Origin of the sequence: Micromonospora sp. NPDC023888 (assembly GCF_040639415.1) — a bacterium.
GTDB lineage: Bacteria > Actinomycetota > Actinomycetes > Mycobacteriales > Micromonosporaceae > Micromonospora.
This window is the reverse complement of the sequence record NZ_JBEZZW010000020.1, coordinates 82,094-103,234: the sequence shown is the minus strand read 5'-3', so window position 1 is coordinate 103,234 and position 21,141 is coordinate 82,094. Positions and strand designations below refer to the sequence as shown.

The window sequence follows — 21,141 nt, the reverse complement described above, 5'->3', positions numbered from 1 at the left end:
GAGCAGCTCGCCTCGCCACGGTGGTTCGGCTGCTCTCGTGGCGGGCGCCTCGGCGGCGATGTCAACTGGGCGCCCAGCGGAGTTGTCGCCGACGTCGCGGGGGCGAGCGGAGGTGGAGTCGCCGGTCGCCGGAAGCTGATGAGCCGACGTCCGCGGAGCAGGCGCCGGTGGATGCGGAGGCACCTCGTCGGCCAGGTCCCCGACGAGGTCACGGACGTTCCAGATCGCCCCACTGTCGGGCTGGTTGTCGCTGTTCATCTCATCCTCCCTACGCGTCGCCGGGGACGATCACTCGACGGCGGGCGCCAGTACCGGACGCGCCAGGAGTTCCGGCCGCGCCGGCGGGTACCGCCCGATCGCGGCCCCAGGCCCGGATCTCCGCGATCTCCTCCGGGTGCGTGCGGCTGAGCGGATTGGTGTTGACGAAGGTGTCGACGACGAAGTCCGCCCGGACGCTGCCCTTGCCCTCCAGCAGCATCACTTCGTACCCGACCTCGACGAGTGCGGACTCGATGTCGGAGCCGGCGAACCCGTCGGAGAGGGCCACCAACCTTTCCAGCAGGTCCGGGGGAACCTCCTCGTGGACATACCGACGGTGATAGAGCTGGATGATCTCCGCCCGATCCGTGTCGTCGGGGAGGTCGACGAAGAAGAGCTCGTCGAATCGCCCCTTGCGCAGCAGCTCCGGCGGTAGTGACCGGATGTCGTTCGAGGTGGCCACGACGAACACACGGGAGGGCGACTCCTGCAGCCAGAACAGGAACTGCCCCACCAGGCGGCGGCCGACTCCCGTCGAGTCGTGCTGCCCGGCCAGCCCCTTCTCGATCTCGTCGATCCAGAGGACGCAGGGGGCCGTCCGGTCGGCCAGGTCAAGCGCCTCGCGCAGCCGAGCCTCGGACTGCCCCACGTACATGCCGAGGATGGCGGCGAAGTCGAGGCGGTAGAGAGGTAACCGCCACTGGGCCGCCACTGCCTTGGCGGACAGAGACTTCCCACATCCGGGTACGCCGACCAGGAGCACACCCCTGGGGGGACGCAGCCCGGCGCCACGCAGGTCGGAGAGCATGAGTTGGTGACGGCGGTCCAACCAGGTGCGCAGTGAGCTCAGTCCACCGATCTTGTGATCGTTCTGGCCGAGCGAGACGCGTTCGAGGCCCGCGAGATCGGAGAAGTGCTTGTCCTTGATCTCGGCGAGGCGGTCCACGTCCTCTCGCCGTAGCCGCCCCGCGGCGGCCATGGTCGCCAGGATGTTGATGGCGGTACCTTCCGGCACTCCAACGAGGAACTCGGCGGCGCGCCGGGCTTCCGCCTCGGCCCAGTCGATTGTGACGGCGCCCTGCTGTTCCTTGAGGAACTCGACGACGATGCCGTACATCTCGGCGGCATTCGGCGGATCGAGTGAGATGCTCATCCCGAGGCGTTGCAGACCGCTCCAGATCGGCGTGTCCGTGATCAGCACAATGCTGCCGGACTGGGTGTCCGCGAGGCGGGCCAGTTCCGCGATGTGCCGGGTGACGGGAGAGTCCCCGCTGAGGTCGTCCGGTTCGACGAACACGATTGTGGCCTGTGCCCGCCGGGTTACCTGAGCCGCGGCGAATTCCATGGCCGCGACAAGCGACCGGTCCTCCTGGACCGGGCTGTTGGTCCGCAGGTCCCGCAGGCCGGTAGCCCGGGTGTAGATCCAGAAGGGGAAGCTGGCTCTGCGCGGGGCCGCGGCGGCTTCCCGCAGGAGGCGGGTCGCACGCGACTGCTCGGCGCTGCGGATGCCGATGAGCGGGACCCGGGCGGCGATGTAACTGTCGAGATCCCGGCGGGCCTCGTCGTAATGGGACACGCTACTCCTCGGGACGCATGGGCGGGGGATCGATGAGGATCTGCCGGCGTGGTGGCCGGGACGGGTCGCACGACCAGGCGTCGGTTCGCCGCGGAGCCGTCGCGGCGTGCACGGTGATCGGGTTGTCGCGAAGGGTGCGGAGCCGGGCCTGGACGATCCGGTCGTCCACGCCGGCACGGCGGGCCGATTCAATGTTGTCCAGCAGCGCCTGCTGGGCAGCGCTGATCGCCTCGTTCACCGCGTCGAGGAGTTGGCGCGAGAGCTGTGGTGGCAGACCTGGATGAGCCGCGACCGCCCGAATGACGGCGAGACCCTGCCGGGACTGCGTCAGCGCCCGTGCCACCTCGAACTCGTCCCTGGCCTCGGCCATGGCACGAAGGAGCCCGTCGGCCCAGGCGCGCAGACGGGACGCCAACACCTCCGTCATCCGTCGGATCAGCCGAGCCCAGCTGTCGGCCGGAAAATTTTGTTCGGCGAGGAGCGGAAGCTCTCGCGCGTCGTCTGCCTGGCCGGCTCGCCACCGGTCCAGGAACGTTACCCAAGCCTGGTAGCCGCTGCCGGTGACTGCCACGCGTCAGTCCTGCCGGGGCCGGCGGACGGCCACACCCGGCGGCATCGGCTCCCAGTCGGGAAGCGTTTCGACGATCTGTCGAGCGCGACTCGTCGTTCGGTGCCTCGCCGGGTTCGGCTGACGCGCCCACGGGACGCCCTGCGCCCCGGCTTCCTCTGGCGCGTCGGACGCGGGATCGGTCGTTGGATCCTGAGCTGTCATGTCATGCCTCCTCAAGGCGGCCGACCACGCGCCGCTCGTACGGGCTGCTCGGGGCGCCGACCGTGGCGAGGTCGGCGATGAGGGTTTTCACGTCCGCCTCCTTGGCGTCCGCGGCGCTGAACCGACTCGTCCAGTCGCTCAGCTCCGCACCGGCGGCTCGCAGCTCCACCAGCGACCTCTTCGTGGCCTGCGCCACGCGCTCGCGGGCCTTCCTCTGCTCCTCGGCCGCGTCGTCGGCCTGCGACTTGAGAACCAGGCCCCAGATCACGCCAGCTCCGAGCGTCACGAAGATGCCCAGCCACAGAGCGCCGACGACGGACACGACCAGCAGGACGAGGAGGAGCACCACCGCCGGCGCGACGACACGCTTGTGCCACTCGAAGGCGAGGCCACTCAGGAACCGCTCGGTGTGTCGGTTCCAGTGCGCACTCAGGGACTGCTCCAGGACCTTCACCGGCCGATCGAAGGAGCCGGTCCACCGCGGTAGCCGCAGCCCGGGCAGGCCGAGGTTGTCGGTGAGGTCGAAGGTCACCGAGACCACGCCGGGCAGCGCGACGCGGTAGTCGCGGGTGAACGCCGCGTGGGACGTACTCATCCAGTCATGGCAGAAGGCCACCGCCAGCCGCTGGGTCTGCGTCGACACGCCGATCTCGTCGGGATTGAGGGCCGACTCCGTCTGGATGGTGAGGTAGTCCCTCGTGTCGTTCAGGGCGGTGGACTCACGCTCAACCGCCCGCGCCTCCGTCAGGCTGCCGCGGGCCGCGACGATCGCCTCGTTGACCACGAGTTCCCGGCGTAGCGGCAGTTCCTCGAAGTCGTACTCCTCGACCAACTGATCGAGGATGTCGTCGATGGCATCCTCGATGCCGCTGCTCGGCGGTACGTCCGCGTTCATCAGCTCGCGGTAGCGGTTGACGATCGACTGGTGTGCCTCGGCGCAGGCCAGGGCGCGGTGCAACTGGGGCCATTCCGGCGAGGCCTCGGCCAGACGTGGGAAGTCGTTCGCGACCGCGTCGGGCTGGACGTGTGTCTCCATCTCTCGACGCCAGCGGTTGACCTGAGCGAGCGTGACGGCCTCGTCGTCCAGCAGGAGGCGGTGCCAGCCGTCGACCCGGCCTCGGACGACCTCCAGGCCACCGGGACCGAAGGCGCCCTGGGCTACCGCCTCCAGCACGACCGCGAACTCGCGGTTGAGTGCTGCCGGGTCCTGCGCCTCGAGGTAGTGCTCCAGCCATCGCACGGCGCTGGATCGTCGTCCCTGCCGTCGAAGGACCAACGTCAGGAACAGCGACGTGTGGCCCGGCGAGCGGCGGTACGCCTCCTCCACCGCTTGGACGCACCGGTCCGGGGCATCTCCCGACCACGCCGCGAGCGCCACCAGCACCGGGGCGAGCCAATAGCGAGGGGTTTGCACCATCAGCTGCTCACCGATGGCGCGGACCGTCTCCTTGCGCACCAGCCCGAGGTCGAAGGCCCGCAGCATGCCCACCGCTGTGCGACGAACCACGTCGTGGTGACCGAACTGGTGCTCCAGTTCGCCCTTGAGCTTAAGGATCTTCAGGTTGGCGTCGCTGACACGTGCGTCTCGTTGGGCCTGCTCCACGAACTCCGCGAAATCTGCCCGCAGGTGGAGGAGATCGCTCCGGGCGTCCTCCTGTTTCTGCCCGAGGACGCCGACGCGGGTGTCGACCTGGCCGATGGCCTGCCCCAGGGAGGCGACCAACTCGTGGGTGCGGTGAATCTGCCTGTGCAGGCTGCTCAAATCAGTCATTGTCTCCGGTCCACGTAACGAGTAGGGGAGGGACCGCCATGCGGATCCGGAGGATCGGTCAGTGGCGACGTTCTCTTCCCGACCGATCCCGTGAACGGTACTGGGATGTGCGGCCTGGAGGAGGCATAAATAGGGAGAGGTTCGTGGTGCTCAATGTGACGTTATGAATGTTTGACCCGGTGCGGTGGTCGTCGCGTCGACCAAAGGTGTCGAAGGCTCGACCGAACGGATATCGAAAGTGGCGTCGGTCCAGCACCGATCATGCGACCCGGACGAACGTTCGGCTACGAAATCCAGTCGGGAGGCTCGTGGGCCATCCGCCGCAGGGCGGCCGGATCCAGAATGACAATGCGGCGATAACCGGAGCGGATCAGGTCCGCCTTCCGCAGCGCTCGCAACGCCTTGTGGACGGTAGCCTCGGCCGCGCCGACCATTGTCGCCAACTCCGGCTGACTCAACGGCACGTCGATGACCACGCTGCCGTCGTCGGCCTGCCGCCCGTGCGTTTGGGCGATCTCGGCTAGGACCCGGGCCACCCGCACCTCCACCGGGTAGGCGACAAAGTCGGCGCGGCGCTGGTTGGCCCAGCGCAGTCGCTCGGCCACGGTCGAGGTGACCAGTCGGGCGGCGTCGGGGTGCCGGTTGAGGACGTGGCGGAAGGCCTCGGCGGTGACCAGGCACCCGGTCACCACGCCGCAGGCGGTGACGCTAGCCATGCGGGGCAGATCGGCGAGGGCCGCCGACTCCCCGACGATGTCGCCCGCGCCGCGAATGGCGACCAACGCCTCCACGCCCTCCACGTTGTTCGTCACCTTCACGAAACCACTGATCAGGAGAATCACGTACGTGTCGGTGCCACCCTCGAGGAGCAGGAGGTCACCCGGCTCGTAGCGGCAGGCGTGGCCGCGGCCGAGCAGTTCCTCGCGGATGGCGCTCGGCAGTCGGGCGAGGAATCCTCGCGCGGGTGGCGCGTCCGAGCGTCGTACGACACCGTCCACCGCCACCTCGCCTGGCCCGCCGACACCCCTGATGATCCGCCAAGTCTGGGGCACCGGGCTTCGGCCTGCAACGGCTCGATGGTGGACGGTCGCGTCGCCGACCGACGATCGTGGTGGGGCTGTTGACGTTCGTGATCCCACTGGCTCCCCCTCGCGTACGCCGACGCGTCCGACTCTCGCACCTGCGGAGCCGCGCGATCCCGGATTAGTACGGGATTACCGCCCCGGACCCAGGGGATTTCGGAGATGTGTACGAAAGGGCGAGGGATCGCCCACCCGACCGAATGCTTCGCCTGTCGGCTGGCTGACATACCTACTCGGCCGCGCAGTTGGTCAGTAATGATCGGGCTCCTCGCCAATTGGTATGGACGTGCTCGGTCGTAACGGGCACGGAACGGTGCCCGGGATATCGGTCGTAACGCCGACGCGACAGGCGTGGCATGGACGACTCGGTCAGTCAGTCGATCCGCCGCTACTGATCCGATCTCGCCGGATAGTGATCGAGCAACTGAGCTGGAGGACAGATGACCGGGGACGACTGGGCGTTGCCCGAGGACGAGCCGCTGCGGGCGTCCGACGTCCTGGCTCGCTCGTTACTGCGACCGAGCCAGACCCGGGATCCCGACGAACCGGATTCGTCGTTCGGGCCCGCAGGAGTCACCTGCGGTCGTCCGCTGCTCTTTCCGGTGGCGGGGGAGGATCTACCGAAGCCGCTGCGGCTGCGTGCCGAGGTGTCCGGACGTCGATACTTCGGCCTGTTGGCCGCGTTCGACCTGGACGAGTTGGCGGACGGCCGGCGCTACACATCTGTCCGCTTCGAGATCGCTTTCGACGCCGAGGACGCCGTCGCTGTGCGGCTGGACAGCGACGGCGGGACGCTCGGGCTGACCTACGGTCAGGGTCCGCCGCGCCCGGTCACCGTCGCGGCTGATCGTGCGATCCTGGCTGGTGTCGCCCGGCCGGGTTGGTTGGTGCGAATGGCCCCGAGAGCCGGTCGCCCTCGCGCCTGGTCCTTCGGCATGCACCGGCACCGATTCGGCTGGACCTATGCCGACCCGTCAGGGCGGATGTTCCTTCCGCTGACGTACGGCATGCATGCGCTCGTCGAGGTGCCGGCGTCGGTGGCGGTCCTGTCCGGGCGAATCGGACTGCGTGTCGAAACACTAGGGACCTGGCGGGACCGGTCCATTCGACGACAGGCGACCCTCCAGGACGCCGTGGTGTTTCAGGAGGTCCTGCCGGGACACGTCGAAACGAGCACCGCTGCCGTGCGGCTCTGCATGGCCGCCGATGTAGCCAGCTACAGCCAGCGACCGAACCATCTGGCCGAGCGCACCCAGTCCTGGCTGGTACGAGCACTCGCCGACGCGCGTCGTGCCGCCGGTCTCGACGAATCGGCGGTGGCGGTGCAGGACCAGGGTGACGGGCAGTTCGCCGTCCTGCCCGTCGGCATTGACGAGTCCACGGTGATCCCGCGGTTGGTGGGTGGCCTGGCGGACGCGTTGCGCCGAACGAACAGCGGTCTCGGTCCGGCGGAGCGCGTGCGGCTGCGTGTCGCCCTGCACCGGGGGTTGATGAAGCCGGCCGACAGTGGCTGGGTCGGTGCCGCGGCGATAGCTGTTCACCGGATCCTCGACAGCCCTCCACTGCGCGCGGCGCTGCGGGACAACCCTGCCGTCGACTACGTCCTGGGTCTACCCGACGTGCTGTACCGAGATGTCATCCGGCACTCCGCGTTGCCGCCGTTGCCCGACGCGTTCACCGAGGTCACCGTCGACCTGCCCGAGAAGCAGTTCGTCGAGCACAGCTGGCTTCACGTCCCGACGGGGAACGAGACATGACCAAGCGGGTCATCGCGCTGTTGGTCGGGATCGATCGCTATCTGGACACCTCGCCCCTGCGGGGGTGCCGCAACGACGTCAGAGCGGTGGCGGATTTCCTGCGCGTCCGTTTCCGGGGCAACGAGCGACCGGACATCTGCATTCTGGAGGATGCGCAGGCCACCCGGGATGCGGTCATCACTGGACTTCGCGACCATCTGGGCCAGGCCGGGCCGGGCGATACCGCGCTGTTCTGGTTCAGCGGCCACGGGTCGCAGGCGAAGGTCCCCGATGAGCTGTGGCACCTGGAGCCGAGCGGGACGATGCAGACGCTGATCTGCCACGACAGCCGCCACGGCGATGTGGCAGATCTCTGGGACAAGGAACTGTCCCTGTTGCTCAGCGGGATCGCCGTGACCGGGTGTCACGTGGTCGTCGTGGCCGACAGTTGTCACTCGTTCGGCGTCACCCGCGACACGATTCGGGCCGTGCCGCCGTTGGAGACCGCCCCGATGATTGATTCGCTGCTGCCGGAGCTACGCCGCCTCGCGGCCCTGCCCCCGGTCGAGCATGTGGAGCTGGCCGCGTGTGCGTCGGGTGAGTCGGCCGTCGAGACGTGGGCCGACGGAGAAGCGCGCGGCTTGTTCAGTTGGTCCCTGTTGAGCGCCATGCGACGGCTCGGCCCATCGGCGACATACCGCGAGCTGTTGACGGCCGCGCGGTGCGACGTGGAGCGGCATGCCTACCAGCAGGTCCCACAGTTGGAGCCGGTCACTCCCGGCATCGCGGACCAGCCGTTCCTGGGCGGTCGGATCACGCCGTCGGCGACTGGCATGCGGATGCGGGGCGTCCGGGGCGAGTGGGAGATCGATGCTGGGTCCTGCCACGGGCTGTCGATAGGTCCCGACAACGACGACGTCCGGGTGGCCGTACCCGGTCCGGAGTTACGGGAGGCGCGCGTGGTGCGGGTCCACCCTGAGCGCAGCGTCGTCCGACCGCTCGGCTGGGAGCCCGACGAGGACCTCCAGTACCCGGTCGTCGTCAGCCGGGTGCCCACCCCGGCGGTCACTGTCGGTGTCGACGGCGAACACGCGCCGACGGGGGATCAGGTCCTGGCGGCGCTGGCGACGATGGGGCCCGGTGGCGGCCCGTCTCCTCATCTGCGCATGCTGAAGAGTCACGAGAAGCGGACGCCGGAGCTGGTCATCGACGTCCGCGAGCCAGACCGGGTGCGGATCCGCGACGGGGAGGGCACCGCGCTCTGCGACGAGATGACCGACATTCAGCGTGACGGCGGCCGTCGGGTCGCGGCGGCGCTAGAACACCTGGCCCGAGTTCGTCGGGTCAAAGCTCTGGTGAATCCGTTCTCCGCGCTTGTCGACGCGGTATCCGTGGAGCTTGTCGACGCGTTCGCGGGCGAGCTCACCGCACCCATGGACAGACCTGCGCTGCGTCCGAGCATGGACGGCGCCGTGCATCTGCGGTACCGGCAGGAGCACGGGCGCTGGGTACCGCCGACGATCTTCGTGCGCCTCCGCAACGACAGTGACCGCCCCCTGTACTACGTACTGTTGAACATCACGGAGAAACACCGCGTCCACGCCGGGCTCTTCCCCGGTGCCCAGGTCGCGCCCGGGCGCGTCGGCGCGGCGCTGTACGGGCGGCCCGTCGAGCTGCGGCTCCCTGTCGGCACGCCCGTCGAGGACGGTGCCACCACCCAGGACTGGCTGGTGTTGCTTGCCGCGGAGAAGGAATTCAGCTCGTCGCCGTTCGAGTTGCCTGCAGTCGACGAGGCCTGGCCTGGGCGGACGCGGGCGCCGCTCGCCGTGACCGGCCTGCTGGGTCGACTGGGTCTGGCCGCCGTGCATCGCGACGCCGGGGCCACCGCGAACAGCGCCTGCGACTGGGTCACCCTCGCGGTGCCGGTGGTGACGCGGGTCCCGGCGTCCCGGGACGAGAAGGTGAGCGCGAGCAGGTGACCACTGTGGACAGCACGAACAGTGTGCCCCTCGACGGGTGGGTCGCCCACCTGATCGCGCTCATCGCGGACCCGCCGCCCGACGCGGACCTCGCCGAACTGACCGGGATGCTCGGGCAGGCGTACCTGGAATGGTACGAGGCGGAGCCGGACGAGGGCCTCCTCGCCGCCGCGATCGCGCACCTCGACCGGGCGATCGACGGCGCACCACACCACGATCAGGCGGTTATCTGGCACGCGGGGCTCGGCGTGGCCCATGCCGAACGGGCACGCCTCGGTGCGGGTTCGACCGACCACGACCAGGCCATCGATCATCTGACCGCCGCCTATCAGGGCTGGCCGGCGGATGATCCCGAGCGTGACCTCGTGGCCGTGGACCTGCTTGAGGCGACCTGGGACCGGTTCCTGGGGCGGTGCCTGGACGACGGGCGACCTACCCAGGCCGCCGCGGTGGACGCGGACGAGGTGGTGGCCGCGATCGAGGCCATTCGCGTGAGCTCTACGGCCACCGATCTCGCCGCGTACGTGCAGATGGTTCGCGGGATGGCGCTCCTGGCCCGGTACGACTGCGGCGGCGAGCGGGAGCAGGATTTGGAGCACGGCATCGACGTCCTCTCAGCCGCCCTCGCGCAGCTGCCACCGGACATCACTCCGGGGTACGCCACCGCCTCTGCCGACCTGGCGGCGGCCCATCTGGACATGGCCGGACTGCGGGAGGACCCCAGGAGCGTGGAGCTGGCCGCCACCGTGGCAGACCGTGGCATCGAAGCCAGCGGACCCGGGCAGCCTGGCTGGCTCAGCCTGCACCGCTGCCGGGCCACGGCATGCGAGGTCCTGTGGGACCTCGGCGAGGATCCCGGTTCCCTCGACAAGGCGATCGGGAGCTGGCGAACGGTCGCTGAGGATGACGCTGACCCGACCGTCGTAGTCACCCTCGCCGGGGTGCTGCGCAGCGGTGCGGAGCACGCCGGCGACCCGAGCGGCCTCGCGGAGGCCGTCACCCTGTTGAAGCAGGCCCTACCCTTGACCGGGCACCGGGCGCCCGTGTGGCGGCAGCTCGCCGAGACCCACCGGCTGAACTGGCAGCTCACCCGCAGCCAGGCCAGCCTCGACGCCGCCGCCCGCTATGTCGAACACGCCCTCGCCGCTGCGGACACCGACGACGACGTCCTAGCGGCGCACACCACGCGTCTGGTCCTCGCCACAGAAGTGCTTGAGTACGACGCCGCCGAGAAGACGGCCGCGGCGCAGACCAGCCTCGACCACCTGGCAGCCGCGCTTGACGAAGCAAACCAGGTGCTGGACAACGGCGTGTCCGCGACGACCCGTGCACGTGTCAATCTCGCCACGGCGCTGGTCTATGCGGACTTTGCTCGCTTCGGCGAGGCCGAAGACACGCTCGACCTGCCGAGACTGCGCCACCTGATCACGCTGGGTCGAGCGCTTGGCGCCGACGCTCCGCCGCGCCTCGCGGGGCTGCTCGACATGGCAGAGGGGCTGGTGGAGCAGGCCGCCAACGCCAGCTCCGCGATCCCGGACTCGAACACGGCTGTGGAGGCGTTGCTGCGGGCTGGGCGGGACGAAAGCTTCAGCAAGGTCAGCGGCGACCGGATACCGGCGCTGCTCTCCTTCGCCCTGCAAACTCGTGCATCCCAATTGGGGGATCTGCGCGGGTCCCGTGCCGCCGGCAACCTGACGACGGACGAGGTCGCTGACGGTCGGCCGCAGGACCCGTTCGTCGCTGAGTGGCGGGTATGGGCAGCCGTCATGGTGGCGTTCCAGCGAGCGCGGCAGGGTGATGTCGTCGGCCTGCGGAGGGCGACCGCACACGCCGGGGCGCTGGCACGTCGAGTCGGGTTCTCCCACGAGGCCGACCAGTTGCATCGAACGACCATGCGCGTCCTTGACGACCTGGTGACGGTGGCAACGGGAAGGGGAGAGGTACGCCCACACTCACCCGTGCCACTGCCGGCAAGGCGGCTGACGCATCGGGAACTGGGTGTGACGGTACTGGTCGGCGCAACCCAGGTAGCCGCGGCGCTACGACGTGCGGACCTGCCGCTGCTGCGCAGGTGGGCCGACCACCTCGCCACCCTGGCACACCAGTTGGAGCCCGGACACACCGCTCGTTTCGTGAGCCTGACCGTCGCCGCCCAGGCCGAACTCGCCGCGGCGAGCAGGCTTGGCGACCGGACGGCCGCAGCCCGCGCCGTCCCGCACTTCGAAGCGGCGACGGCGGAGTCCGGCGGGCCGGCGAACGCGCTCTGGACCGATCTGACTCGCGACCACGCCGAGGCGCTGCGCAGGGCCGGCGACCCGGATCGGGCCCGAACCCGGCGCCTTGGACTCGCCGCGCTGCACGGCCACGCCCGGCGGGTCCTGTTGCAGGCCGGCACCGATCACGCGATGGACATCGCCCGGGAGGCCACCGCTGACGCCACGACAGTTGTCCGGTGGTGCCTTCAGGACCAGGCCGACGACGACCTGATCACCGCCCTGGATGCCGGGCGAGGTCTCGTCCTGCACGCCGCCACCGCGTCCCGCACGATCGCCGACTCGCTTCGGGAGGCCGGCCATCCTGCCCTGGCTGAGGAGTGGCGGCAGACCGCGGGGCTGGGACGCGATCAGGCCACCGGTGACCCGCTCGGCGCGCTTCTCGCGGCCGGCGAGGTGCCGGACGACCTGCGGCCGCGCGTCCTGCGTGCCCTGGAGGACGCGGGTACGAGTGCGCAGGCGCTGGCCCAGGTGCGCGTCGCGGAGATCCGCGCCGCGCTTACCGAGCTTGACCTGGATGCGCTCGTCTACCTGGTGCCGGCCGCGCGTCCGGTGCCGGGGTTCGCGGCCATCGTCCCCGCGACCGGGAAGATCGAGGTGGTCGAACTGCCCGATCTCGTGGTCGGCGACGGATCGCCGATGCAGAAGCTCCTCCAAGCGGCGCTGGGTCCGGCCGTGACGGGACGCGGAGCGGACACCCGGAAAAGCCGGCCACGAGACGCCGGCCCGGTCGGCGCGCCGGTGCTGCCGTCGGTGGGGGCCCGAATGGATGATCTCTGTCGGTGGGCGTGGCGGGCGGCGATGGCCCGGATCGTCGCCGAGACCCGGTCAATGCGCTCGTCGGCTTCCCCGCGGCTGGTGCTCATCCCGATGGGTGCCCTCGGGCTCGTACCCTGGCACGCCGCGTACCAGAACACCCCGTCGGGCCGGCGGTACGCGGTGCACGACCTCGTCCTGTCCTACAGCCCGTCGGCCCGCATGCTGTGTACGGCAGCGGCTCGGCCGCCACGCCCGATCCAGTCGACTCTTGTGGTTGGGGACCCGCTCGGCGACCTGCCCTTCGCCGGCATCGAGGCGCGGGCGATCCACAAGCGGTTCCACCAGGAGGGCCAGTACCTCGGCGGCCCCGAGGAGGGGCCGGACCGGATCGGTCACCCCGACAGCGTCCTTGCCTGGATCAGAGCCGTTGGTGGGCGTGGGGCGTCCCTGTTGCATCTGGCCTGCCACGGGCGCGTCGACCCGGTTCGGCCGGCGGACTCCCACCTCGTGCTCGCGGGGGGTCAGCTGCCCGCGCGCCAACTGTTGGAGGTGTCCCGACTCGCCGCGCTCGAGCTCGGCCACGTGTTCCTGGCCGCCTGCACCACGAACCTGGTGGGGGCCGACTATGACGAAGCGTTCAGCCTCGCCACCGCGTTCGTCGCCGCCGGTGCTCACACGGTCTTCGGGTCGTTGTGGTCGGTGCCCGACGTGGGCACGTCCTTGCTGATGTATCTCGTGCACCAATTCCTGTACGAGGAAGGCCACCAACCCACCGATGCCCTGCACCGCGCCCAGTTGTGGATGTTGGACCCAGCCCGGCAGCCGCCCGACGGCATGCCGGCCGAGTTGGCCGCTCAGTGTGGTCGCGCGGACAACGCCGCACCGGTGAGCTGGGCCGCCTTCACACATCTCGGGCGATGACACCCGGCCTGCTGGCCGACGTCGCCGAGACCGACTGGAGTCGCGTGAGCAAGATGATCACCTCGGTGTGCAGCCGCCGCAGCTCCGCCGCCGTGGGGGCCAGCTCGTAGCAGTGGTGGTGCGTGGCGGCGGACAACGTCGCCCAGGCGAACGCCACCCGGCGGGCGGTTTCGCCGCCCGGGCCGAGCCGGCCGCGCAGCATCAACTGCTTCGCGCGACCCTGCCGGCACGCTGCCACCGTCGGCTTCACCCGCAGCCAGTAGCCGTCGATGCCGCCTTCGAGTGCGAGCCGGATCAGGCAGGCGCAGGCCCGCGGCCACCAGCCCGCGGTCACCGCCGCGGCACCGAGCAGACCGGTGCCGCGCAGCAACTGGTCGGCCGCCGCCAGGCAGCGCTGGGGCGTTGGCGCGGTCACGACAACGCCGCCGCGAGGAGGCGGGCGTCCGCGACCAGTCCGGGCAGGTCCGCCAGGTACGCCCCGTGCACGCCCTCCCGACACGCCTGGTAGGCGTTCACCGCCCGTCGTCCGTGCCGGCGGCCGAGCCAGCCGAGCACGTCGCCGCCCTTCTCGGCATCATCGAACGCCGCCAGAGCGATGGTGGTGGCGACCCGCCGGGACGCGTCCTCAATCGCGCTCTCGATGTCGGCGTGCGGTACGCCCCGCGCCACCCGGGTCCGCCAGACCGTCCGGTGGCAGGCCGCCTCCAGCGCCGAGCGGCATAGCTCCGCGACCACCGGCCCGCGTACCTCGGCGGTGATCTCGTCGTTGCGCGCCAACGCGTGGGCGTCGTCCAGGTAGCGGGTCACCGGGTCCGAACCGGGTCGCAGGGTCACCACCGACTTCTCCGCCCGGGTCACCTCGATGATCCGCGCCTTGCCGAGATCGAGTCGGCGGACCGCGTCCGGCAGACGCGTGTCGTGGGTGAAGACCACCACCTGCCGATGCTCGGCCAGCTCGGCGAGCACCCGCGCGAGGCCGTCCACCTTCGACGGGTCCATGCTCTGCACCGGATCGTCGACCACGATGAACCGGAACGGGCTCTCCGGGGCGCAGCTGCGCGGCAGGAAGGTGGCCAGCCCGAGCGCCTGCATCTCACCCTGACTCATCACGCCCAGGGCCGTGCCGTTGTCGGCGCCGTCCACGCTGACCGGGAAGACCACCCGCCGTCGGGTGTTCGCACCCTCCAGCGTCATCGCACCCAACTCGACGTTGCTCTCCTGCCGCAACTGCGCCCAGATCCGCTGGGAGTGCCCGGCGAACGGCGCCACCCGCTCGCTGCGGATCTCCGTACCGGTTTCCTTCAGCCACGCGCGCGCAGCCTTCAACCGGGTCAGGGCCACCTCCCGCGCCGGCAGGCCGCCGGCGGCGGCCACCCACTCGCGCACGTCGGCCGCCGCCGCCCGCCAACCGGTGTCGCGCTGCCGCAGAAATCCCTCCGCGTACGCGCGGGCCGCGTCCGCCGCCGTCACCACCGCCGGGTACCGCGCGGCCAGGTGGTCGGCCAGGTCGGCCGGCTCCCCGGGTACGCGCCGCAGCGCGGCCACGGCATCGCGCAGCGCCCCGACCGTCGGCTCCGATCCGGGGCCCTCGGGCACCGCGAGGTCGTCGATCAGGTGGTGCGTCTGTCGCAGCACAGCCGTCAACCGGGTCGTCGCCGTCTGAGCGGCGACGCTGCGCTGCCGCAGCTCGGTGAGCGACTGCGCGGCGGCGGCACGCCACCCACCGTCGAGGGTGCCGGTGGCGCACACCGGGCACGACCCGTCGCCCTCGTCGTCGTGGTGTTCGAGAGCGAGACGGAGCAGCTCGGCGCTACGCAGCGCGGCCCGGGACCGGCCACCGTCATACCGCAGGGCCTCGGCGGCCGCCTCGCGCAGCTGACCGGCCAGCCGGTTCACCTCGTCGGCCGGCAGCGGGTCAAGAGCGACGAGCTCCCGGCAGAGCAACACCTCCAGGTCGACGGTTGCCTCGTCCGGCTCGTCGAGGATCGCCGTCACCGCGGCGAGGTCTACCGCACCCCGGCCGCCCAGCAGCGCGGCGGTCCGCCGGGCCCGGTCGTCGGTGATCCCCGCGAGCGCGTCGGCCAGGGCGGTGCGCTGTGCGCGTACCTCTTTGATTGTCGTGTCGTGCGGCCGGGCGGCGCGCAGCAGACGCTGGTCGGCGTCGGTGAGCGCGTCCAGGCCGAGGATCGCGAAGAGCGCGTCGAAGAGCTGGCTCTGCGTGCCGGCGGCGAGCTTGCCCAGCTCGGCGGCGGTGAGGAAGGGCCGGTACAGCTCTAGCGGGCGGGCCAGACCCAGCTCGGAGAGGCCGGTGTGCCGACCATGGGCGCTGGTCACGGTCACCTCGGCGTCGGCCAGCTCGGCCCCGACCGGCCAGGAACGGTTCACCCGCGTCGGCGTGGCGACCCCGTCGACGCGCAGCTCCACGTCGACCCAGCACGGGTCCGGGCTGTGCAGGTTGCGCCACCCCGTACGCCAGACGCTCGTCTTGTCGGCCCACCTGGCGCTGTCACCGGTGAGGGCGAGCTCGACGGCCTCGGCGAAGCTGGACTTGCCGGAGCCGTTGCGGCCCACGACCAGTGTGAGGCCCGGGCCGGGGTCGACCTGGAGGGTCCGCTCCGGGCCGACGCCGCGGAACCCGGCGACGGTCACCGACTTCAACCAGATCCGTTCCGCTGGACCATCTCCGGTGGGGGAGCGGGGGTCGAGTCGGGTGGGGGTGCCGGCGAGGGCGGCGGTCAGGTCGTCCTCGCTGGTCAGCGCGGCGAGGACCAGCTCGGCGGTCTCGGTCGGTACGTCAGCGGCAGCGAGCCGGTCGAAGATCAGCTCGATCAGGGGCGCGGTGGACTGCGGAGGCTGGGTCATGGTGGTCTCCAGGCGTGTGGTGTCCGCGGACCGACGACTCGTCGGCCCGCCCGGGGGAGCGGTGGATGTCGGTGCTTCGGTTCAGCGCGCGGGGCGCCACTCGCCGCAGTTCTCAGAGCTGAAGGCGAAGTCGGAGGAGCGGATGGTTACCTGCACGCGGCGGGCGCTGTTGGTGAAGTAGTTGTCGATGGTGTCGCCGGAGCTGTTCTGCCGCTCCCAGTAGCAGCCGTCGACGTCCGTGGTGACGTACGTGCCGGGCTTGATCTCCTTACCGACGCGGAACGTGCCCTCGCCGAAGATCCGACCCTGGGCTGCCAGATCCACGTCGGCCTGCCCGCGCTTCACCGTCTCGCGCCACTTCTTCGCGTACGGGTAGGTGGGACAGATCAGGAGGGCTGCGTTGATCTCCGGGATCTGCTCGCTGCTGGCGGCGAAGTCCGCCTCCAGGTACGGGTCCTCAGGGTCGACGGCGGCGCACATCTCGTACAGGGCCGTGATGGTCCCACCGTCGTACTTCGACGTCTTCAGCGCGGCCTTTTCGGTATCGGTCACGGGATAGATCTCCGCTTGGGCGTCGCAGGCCGTCGGCTTCGCCGCCCACACCTCACTGAAGTCCGGCCGGTCGTCTCTGCCGGGCCGCACCGTGAGCAGCGCATTCCAGTCGTTGCCCGTGTCGCACTCAAGGCTGACCGGGGGCTGCTGAGGGGTGTTCTTCGAATCGTCGGGGTAGGCGTCGCTGGAGTCGGGGATGCCGTCGCCGTCCCGGTCGGGCGGTGGCGGTGTCGGCGACGTGCTGGGCAAGGCAGACGCGCTCGGGGATGCGGACGCCGGCGTGGTTGTGGGGCGCTGTTCGTCCCCGCAGCCAGTGAGCGTCATCGCCAGTAGGGCGGTGGTGAACAGGGCGCCGGTGGCGCGGACGGCTTGACGCAGGTGGACGGTCCCCGCCGAGCAGCGGAGGGTGCCGTACGGGTCAGGGAGGGCCATGGTCGTCTCCAGGGCGCGGAAGGCCAGCGGTACGGCCGAGTGCCGGACCGCGACGAAGGGCGGGCAAGGAGTCAGTCCGAGAGGGTGATGATCATTTGGAGGCCGTTATCCGGGTGGTAGATCCAGGAGGCGTCCATGTCCTCCCACTCGCCGGACTGGCGTCCGTCCAGCGCGCGCGTGCCTTCGATCTCCGCAATGACGGCATCTGGCACTTTCAGCTCGGTCCAGTAGCACTGCAACTGCTCCAGCTTGAGGCCGGTTCGCTCCTCGCCGACGCTCTGTAGCGTGAGGGAACTCCCGTCGTCGCCCAGCATCGCCCAGTCCTCCCTGCCGGCACCGCAGGCTTGTCGGGCCGCCTCCAACGGTGAATCGCGTTGCATCAGGACGAGGATGCTCATGGACACAGCCAGCAGAATCACCACTGCCGACGCCGCGATCAGATAGCGACGCCTGCTTATCGGCGTTGTGCTCGCGCTGGAGGCGTCAACCTCTGGGTTGGCCGAGGTGCCAGCGGTCGAAGCTGGGTCCTCGGGACTCTCGGTCGGATTTGGAGTGGTCGGGTCGGTCATCACCGGTTTCCTTCTGTGAACAGGGATGGTGTGAACAGCCGGGGCGGATCGTTCAGACCCGCCCCGGGGTGCGGGAGGCAGATCAGCCGAGGGCGACGTCGACGCCGCCGGAGAACATCGAGTCGTGCAGCTCGAGCTTGGTGAGCTTGACGTTCTTCGGGATGTCGAAGACCACGACGCCGTTGACCTGGTTGCCGGGGTTGATGTCGTTGAGGAACGTCTCGGCGTTCTTGTTCGCGTAGATCGCCGCGCCGGAGTCGGCGGAGTACTCGGTGCCGTCGGCCGCGTACGCCTTCTGGCTGCTGCCGTCGAACATCTGCGCTTCCTTGCCGATGTTCTTCACGTTGACCGTGACCAGGCAGAACTGGCCCTGCGCCTTCTGGCCGAGCATGTCGTTGCCGATCTTGGCGACGCCGCACTTGGTGGTTTTCACCGTGAACTCGAACTTGCCGTCGCGGGCCGGCTGGCCGATCTTGGCGGTCGTCGCCTTCTCCTCGCCCTTGGCGTCGCCCTTGTCGCTGGCCGGGGTACTCGCCTTGGCGCCGCCCTCGTCGCCGCTGGAGCTGCTCGCCTTGTCGGCGGCACCGGAGCCGCAGCCCAGGGCGATGAGGCCGGTGGCGATCAGAGCGAGAGTCGTGGTCTTGCGCATCGTTGTCCTCCAGGTGTGAGCGTTGCGGGGTCAATAAGAGCATCGTCTGACAACACTGTCAACAGACATTCTCGTGCTTGACAGATGTGCGAGACTTTCGGCGTGCAGGAGAACCCGACCATCACGGCAGCGGAAATCGCCCGGCTCGCCGGCGTCGGTCGCGCTGCGGTCAGCAACTGGCGCAAACGGCATCCCGACTTCCCTGCCCCCGTTGGCGGGACGACGGCGAGCCCCGAGTTCGACCTGATCCAGGTCGAGCAGTGGCTTCGCACCCAGGGCAAGCTCCCTGAGCTCGCCACCGCCGACCGGCTCTGGCGACACCTCGCTGCGGCCAGCGACTCCCCGGCCGCCGGTCTCGCCGCAGTCGGCGCTTTCCTGCTTGCCCGACAGCGCGGCTCCCGCAGCCACCACCCCGACGCACAGCTCGCGCCACTCCTGCCCGACGTCGACGCCCTCGCCGACGAGCTGGGCGCGCAGGGCGCGTTCGACGAGCTGTGGCAGCGGTTCTCCGCACCAGGTCCCGGCCGCCCCTTCGCCACCCCCGACAACCTCGCCGACCTGATGATCGGGCTCGCCAACGTCGGCGGTGGCTCAGTCCTCGACCCGGCCGCCGGCTCCGGCGCCATCCTGCGAGCCGCCGTCCGCGCCGGCAGCACCTCGGTGTACGGGCAGGAACTCGACGAGGACCTCGCCCGGCTCGCCGGCCTGTGGCTGGCCCTGCACGACGTACCCGGGGAAGTCAGTACCGGTGACTCACTGCGCGCCGACGCCTTCGCCGGCCGCACCGTCAACGCCGTCGTCTGCCACCCACCGTTCGGCGCGACCAACTGGGGCGACGAGGAACTCGGTCACGACCCCCGCTGGATCGTCGGCACCACACCCCGTACCGAACCGGAGCTGGCCTGGGCACAGCACGCCCTGGCCCACCTGCGGGTCGGCGGGCACGCCGTTCTGCTGATGCCACCCACGGTCGCCAGCCGCCGCGCCGGCAAACGGATTCGCGGCGAACTGCTGCGCCGAGGTCACTTGCGCGCCGTCATCGCCCTTCCGCCGGGGGTGGCGGCGCCGCACGGCGTACCCCTGCACCTGTGGGTGCTGCGCCGCGCCGCGACCGACGCGCCGCCACCGGCGCGGGCGCTGCTGATCGACGCCGCCGGCGGTGACCTGGCCGAGACCTCACCGCGCGTGCTGGCCGCGTGGCGGGCCTTCGCCGCCGCTCCAGACGGCGACGTCGAGGAAGCCGGGTTTGCCCGCGCGGTCCCGGTCATCGAACTGCTCGACGAGGACGTCGACCTCACCCCCGCACGCCGGCAACCCGCCGTCGTGAGCGAGGCATCGGGAGAGCATCTGGTACGCACCAGAGAACGACTGGCCGCCATCGTCGGCGAGCTTCCGGCGCTGCTACCGCAGGTCGCGCCCGCCGCAGACGCGCTGGTGTCCGGCACCCTGTCGGTCGCTGAGCTGGCCCGCACCGGCGCGCTGCAGTTGATCGGCCCCATCCGTGTCGCGCCCGGTAGGGGGGAGAGCGCCCCTGCCGGTCATGGGAAGGGTCCCCTCGTCCTTACCGGAAGGGACGTCGTGGCCGGTGCCGACGCATCCGGGCGGGACGAGGGCGCACTACTCGAACGCGTCCCACTGATGGTGGGGGACGTCGTTGTGCCGGTGGCGGCACGGCAACTGATTTCTCGGGTGATCACCTCCGACGGGATGCTCCTGGGTGCTCACCTCTACCTACTGCGTCCCAACCCGGCTGCGCTGGACCCGTGGTTCGTGGCGGGGCAACTGCGCAACTCGGCCAACGACAAGCAAACGACGAGCCTGTCTGGATCAAGGGTCGACGTCCGCCGGGCACAGATTCGGCGGCTGCCGCTGGACCAGCAGCGGGCACAGGGGGAGGCGTTCCAGCGGCTTCTCGCGTTCGAATCGGCTGTTGAAGAAGTAGGTTCGCTCAGCGCCGAGCTGGTGCGACTCACCGCAGACGGACTCGCCGCCGGCGCCCTTCGCCCCGCAGGCGGTGCGAAGTGACCGCAGACCCGAACGACCCCGCAGCGCAGCCCTGTGACTACCGGACGTTGCTACCGGACGACGCATCGGCCTACGACAAAGGCGTGGTCGAGTGCGGCCTCACAGCCGAAGAGCAGGACTGGCTCAGGCAGCAGCGCCGTGAGTGGGAACTCAGGGTCGTTGGTCGGCGTTGCAGCGCCGAGGAGCAAGTCAACGGTCACTCGATTGACGTGGTGCCGGCGCGGTGGGCGCAGTTCGATGGATGGCCGCCCTTCGGTACTGCTGCCTCGTCGCCTCTATCGCTGAGTCGAGGGGCGGTAACGGATGTGGCGCGACAGTGCCGTGAGCGCGGGCTGTGGCTGCCCCTCCTGGTCACCTCCTTTGCCTGGGGCTGGGGGAGTCGTGGTTTTGGCCCGACCCGGCTGCGCTGGGTTCTGAATGGCAAGGGCGGCTTGCCGGGACTGCCCACGAGTGAGATCCAAGAGCGGCTGGCCGCCGCAGTCAACGCCCTCGACCAGCGAGGCGCCGGTGCTGCCTACCAGTTGCTGTTGGATGCGGGCCGGATCTCCGGATTCGGGCCGGCCTTTTTCACGAAGTTTCTCTACTTCGCAAGTAGGACGGACAGCGTGCAGTGCCCGGCTCTAATTCTGGACGCGCGGCTGGCGCGGCAGATGCGTGGCTTCTGGCAACGGCGGGCCGACGAGCCGTACGCGGTCAACGGCCGCTCGGCGCGCTGGCTTTGGCAGGGGCCCCGCTGGTCGGCCCGCCGCTATCAGATTTACCGGGCCTTCATCTGCCGGTCAGCGGCGCAACTGTCGGTGTCGGGAGAGCGGTGGACGGCCGAGCTGGTGGAATTGTTGCTCTTCCGGGCACCCGGGTGACCTGACGTATCGATGTCGTGCATCTGACGGGATATGCAGTCCCGTCAACGGGACGTTCGGGGGAT

The 21,141-nt window shown here is 70.1% G+C and carries 14 protein-coding genes; 5 read left to right on the top strand and 9 right to left on the bottom strand.

What is annotated here, in order from left to right; translation table 11 throughout:
* Positions 1–268 precede the first annotated feature (268 nt).
* The 4 genes from AB0F61_RS19440 to AB0F61_RS19425 form a co-directional block, all read right to left on the bottom strand.
* Complete coding sequence (locus AB0F61_RS19440) at positions 269–1,834, bottom strand: AAA family ATPase (protein ID WP_357811484.1); 1,566 nt, start codon at positions 1,832–1,834, stop codon at positions 269–271.
* Between the two features lies 1 nt (position 1,835).
* Entirely contained in the window at positions 1,836–2,261 is a 426-nt protein-coding gene (locus AB0F61_RS19435) for a hypothetical protein (protein WP_357811481.1), read from the bottom strand.
* Positions 2,262–2,607: 346 nt separating this feature from the next.
* Positions 2,608–4,377: a hypothetical protein gene (locus AB0F61_RS19430; protein WP_357811478.1), complete on the bottom strand. Its 1,770-nt coding sequence runs from the start codon at positions 4,375–4,377 to the stop codon at positions 2,608–2,610.
* Positions 4,378–4,661: 284 nt separating this feature from the next.
* Positions 4,662–5,429 carry a Crp/Fnr family transcriptional regulator gene (locus AB0F61_RS19425; RefSeq protein ID WP_357811475.1) on the bottom strand — a complete coding sequence of 256 codons (768 nt, stop codon included), beginning with the start codon at positions 5,427–5,429 and terminating at the stop codon, positions 4,662–4,664.
* A gap of 470 nt (positions 5,430–5,899) precedes the next feature.
* Between AB0F61_RS19425 and AB0F61_RS19420 the strand changes: the two genes are divergently transcribed.
* Genes AB0F61_RS19420 through AB0F61_RS19410 form a run of 3 tightly spaced genes read left to right on the top strand, consistent with a single transcriptional unit; the run spans position 5,900 to position 13,127 of the window.
* Positions 5,900–7,216: a hypothetical protein gene (locus AB0F61_RS19420; protein WP_357811472.1), complete on the top strand. Its 1,317-nt coding sequence runs from the start codon at positions 5,900–5,902 to the stop codon at positions 7,214–7,216.
* Positions 7,213–9,174, top strand: coding sequence for a caspase family protein (locus AB0F61_RS19415; RefSeq protein WP_357811469.1), 1,962 nt, complete (start codon positions 7,213–7,215; stop codon positions 9,172–9,174). The genes AB0F61_RS19420 and AB0F61_RS19415 overlap by 4 nt, the downstream gene beginning before the upstream one ends.
* A complete protein-coding gene (locus tag AB0F61_RS19410; RefSeq protein WP_357811466.1) occupies positions 9,171–13,127 on the top strand; it encodes a CHAT domain-containing protein in 3,957 nt (1,318 codons plus the stop codon). The genes AB0F61_RS19415 and AB0F61_RS19410 overlap by 4 nt, the downstream gene beginning before the upstream one ends.
* On the opposite strand, the gene AB0F61_RS19405 is transcribed toward AB0F61_RS19410, so the two are convergent.
* From AB0F61_RS19405 to AB0F61_RS19385, 5 genes are all read right to left on the bottom strand, one after another.
* Positions 13,108–13,542, bottom strand: a complete 435-nt coding sequence (locus AB0F61_RS19405) for a hypothetical protein (protein ID WP_357811463.1) — start codon at positions 13,540–13,542, stop codon at positions 13,108–13,110. The two genes, AB0F61_RS19410 and AB0F61_RS19405, sit on opposite strands and share 20 nt — an antisense overlap.
* Positions 13,539–15,989, bottom strand: coding sequence for an AAA family ATPase (locus AB0F61_RS19400; RefSeq protein ID WP_357811460.1), 2,451 nt, complete (start codon positions 15,987–15,989; stop codon positions 13,539–13,541). The genes AB0F61_RS19405 and AB0F61_RS19400 overlap by 4 nt, the downstream gene beginning before the upstream one ends.
* Positions 15,990–16,070: 81 nt before the next feature.
* Entirely contained in the window at positions 16,071–16,973 is a 903-nt protein-coding gene (locus tag AB0F61_RS19395; protein WP_357811457.1) for a hypothetical protein, read from the bottom strand.
* 71 nt (positions 16,974–17,044) lie between these two features.
* Positions 17,045–17,542: a hypothetical protein gene (locus AB0F61_RS19390; RefSeq protein ID WP_357811454.1), complete on the bottom strand. Its 498-nt coding sequence runs from the start codon at positions 17,540–17,542 to the stop codon at positions 17,045–17,047.
* Between the two features lie 82 nt (positions 17,543–17,624).
* On the bottom strand, positions 17,625–18,191 hold the full coding sequence (locus AB0F61_RS19385; RefSeq protein WP_357811451.1) for a DUF4352 domain-containing protein: 567 nt from the start codon (positions 18,189–18,191) through the stop codon (positions 17,625–17,627).
* Between the two features lie 102 nt (positions 18,192–18,293).
* Between AB0F61_RS19385 and AB0F61_RS19380 the strand changes: the two genes are divergently transcribed.
* Positions 18,294–20,216 carry an N-6 DNA methylase gene (locus tag AB0F61_RS19380; protein WP_357811448.1) on the top strand — a complete coding sequence of 641 codons (1,923 nt, stop codon included), beginning with the start codon at positions 18,294–18,296 and terminating at the stop codon, positions 20,214–20,216.
* Complete coding sequence (locus AB0F61_RS19375) at positions 20,213–21,076, top strand: hypothetical protein (RefSeq protein WP_357811445.1); 864 nt, start codon at positions 20,213–20,215, stop codon at positions 21,074–21,076. Before AB0F61_RS19380 ends, AB0F61_RS19375 begins: the two co-directional genes overlap by 4 nt.
* The last annotated feature ends 65 nt before the right edge of the window (positions 21,077–21,141 follow it).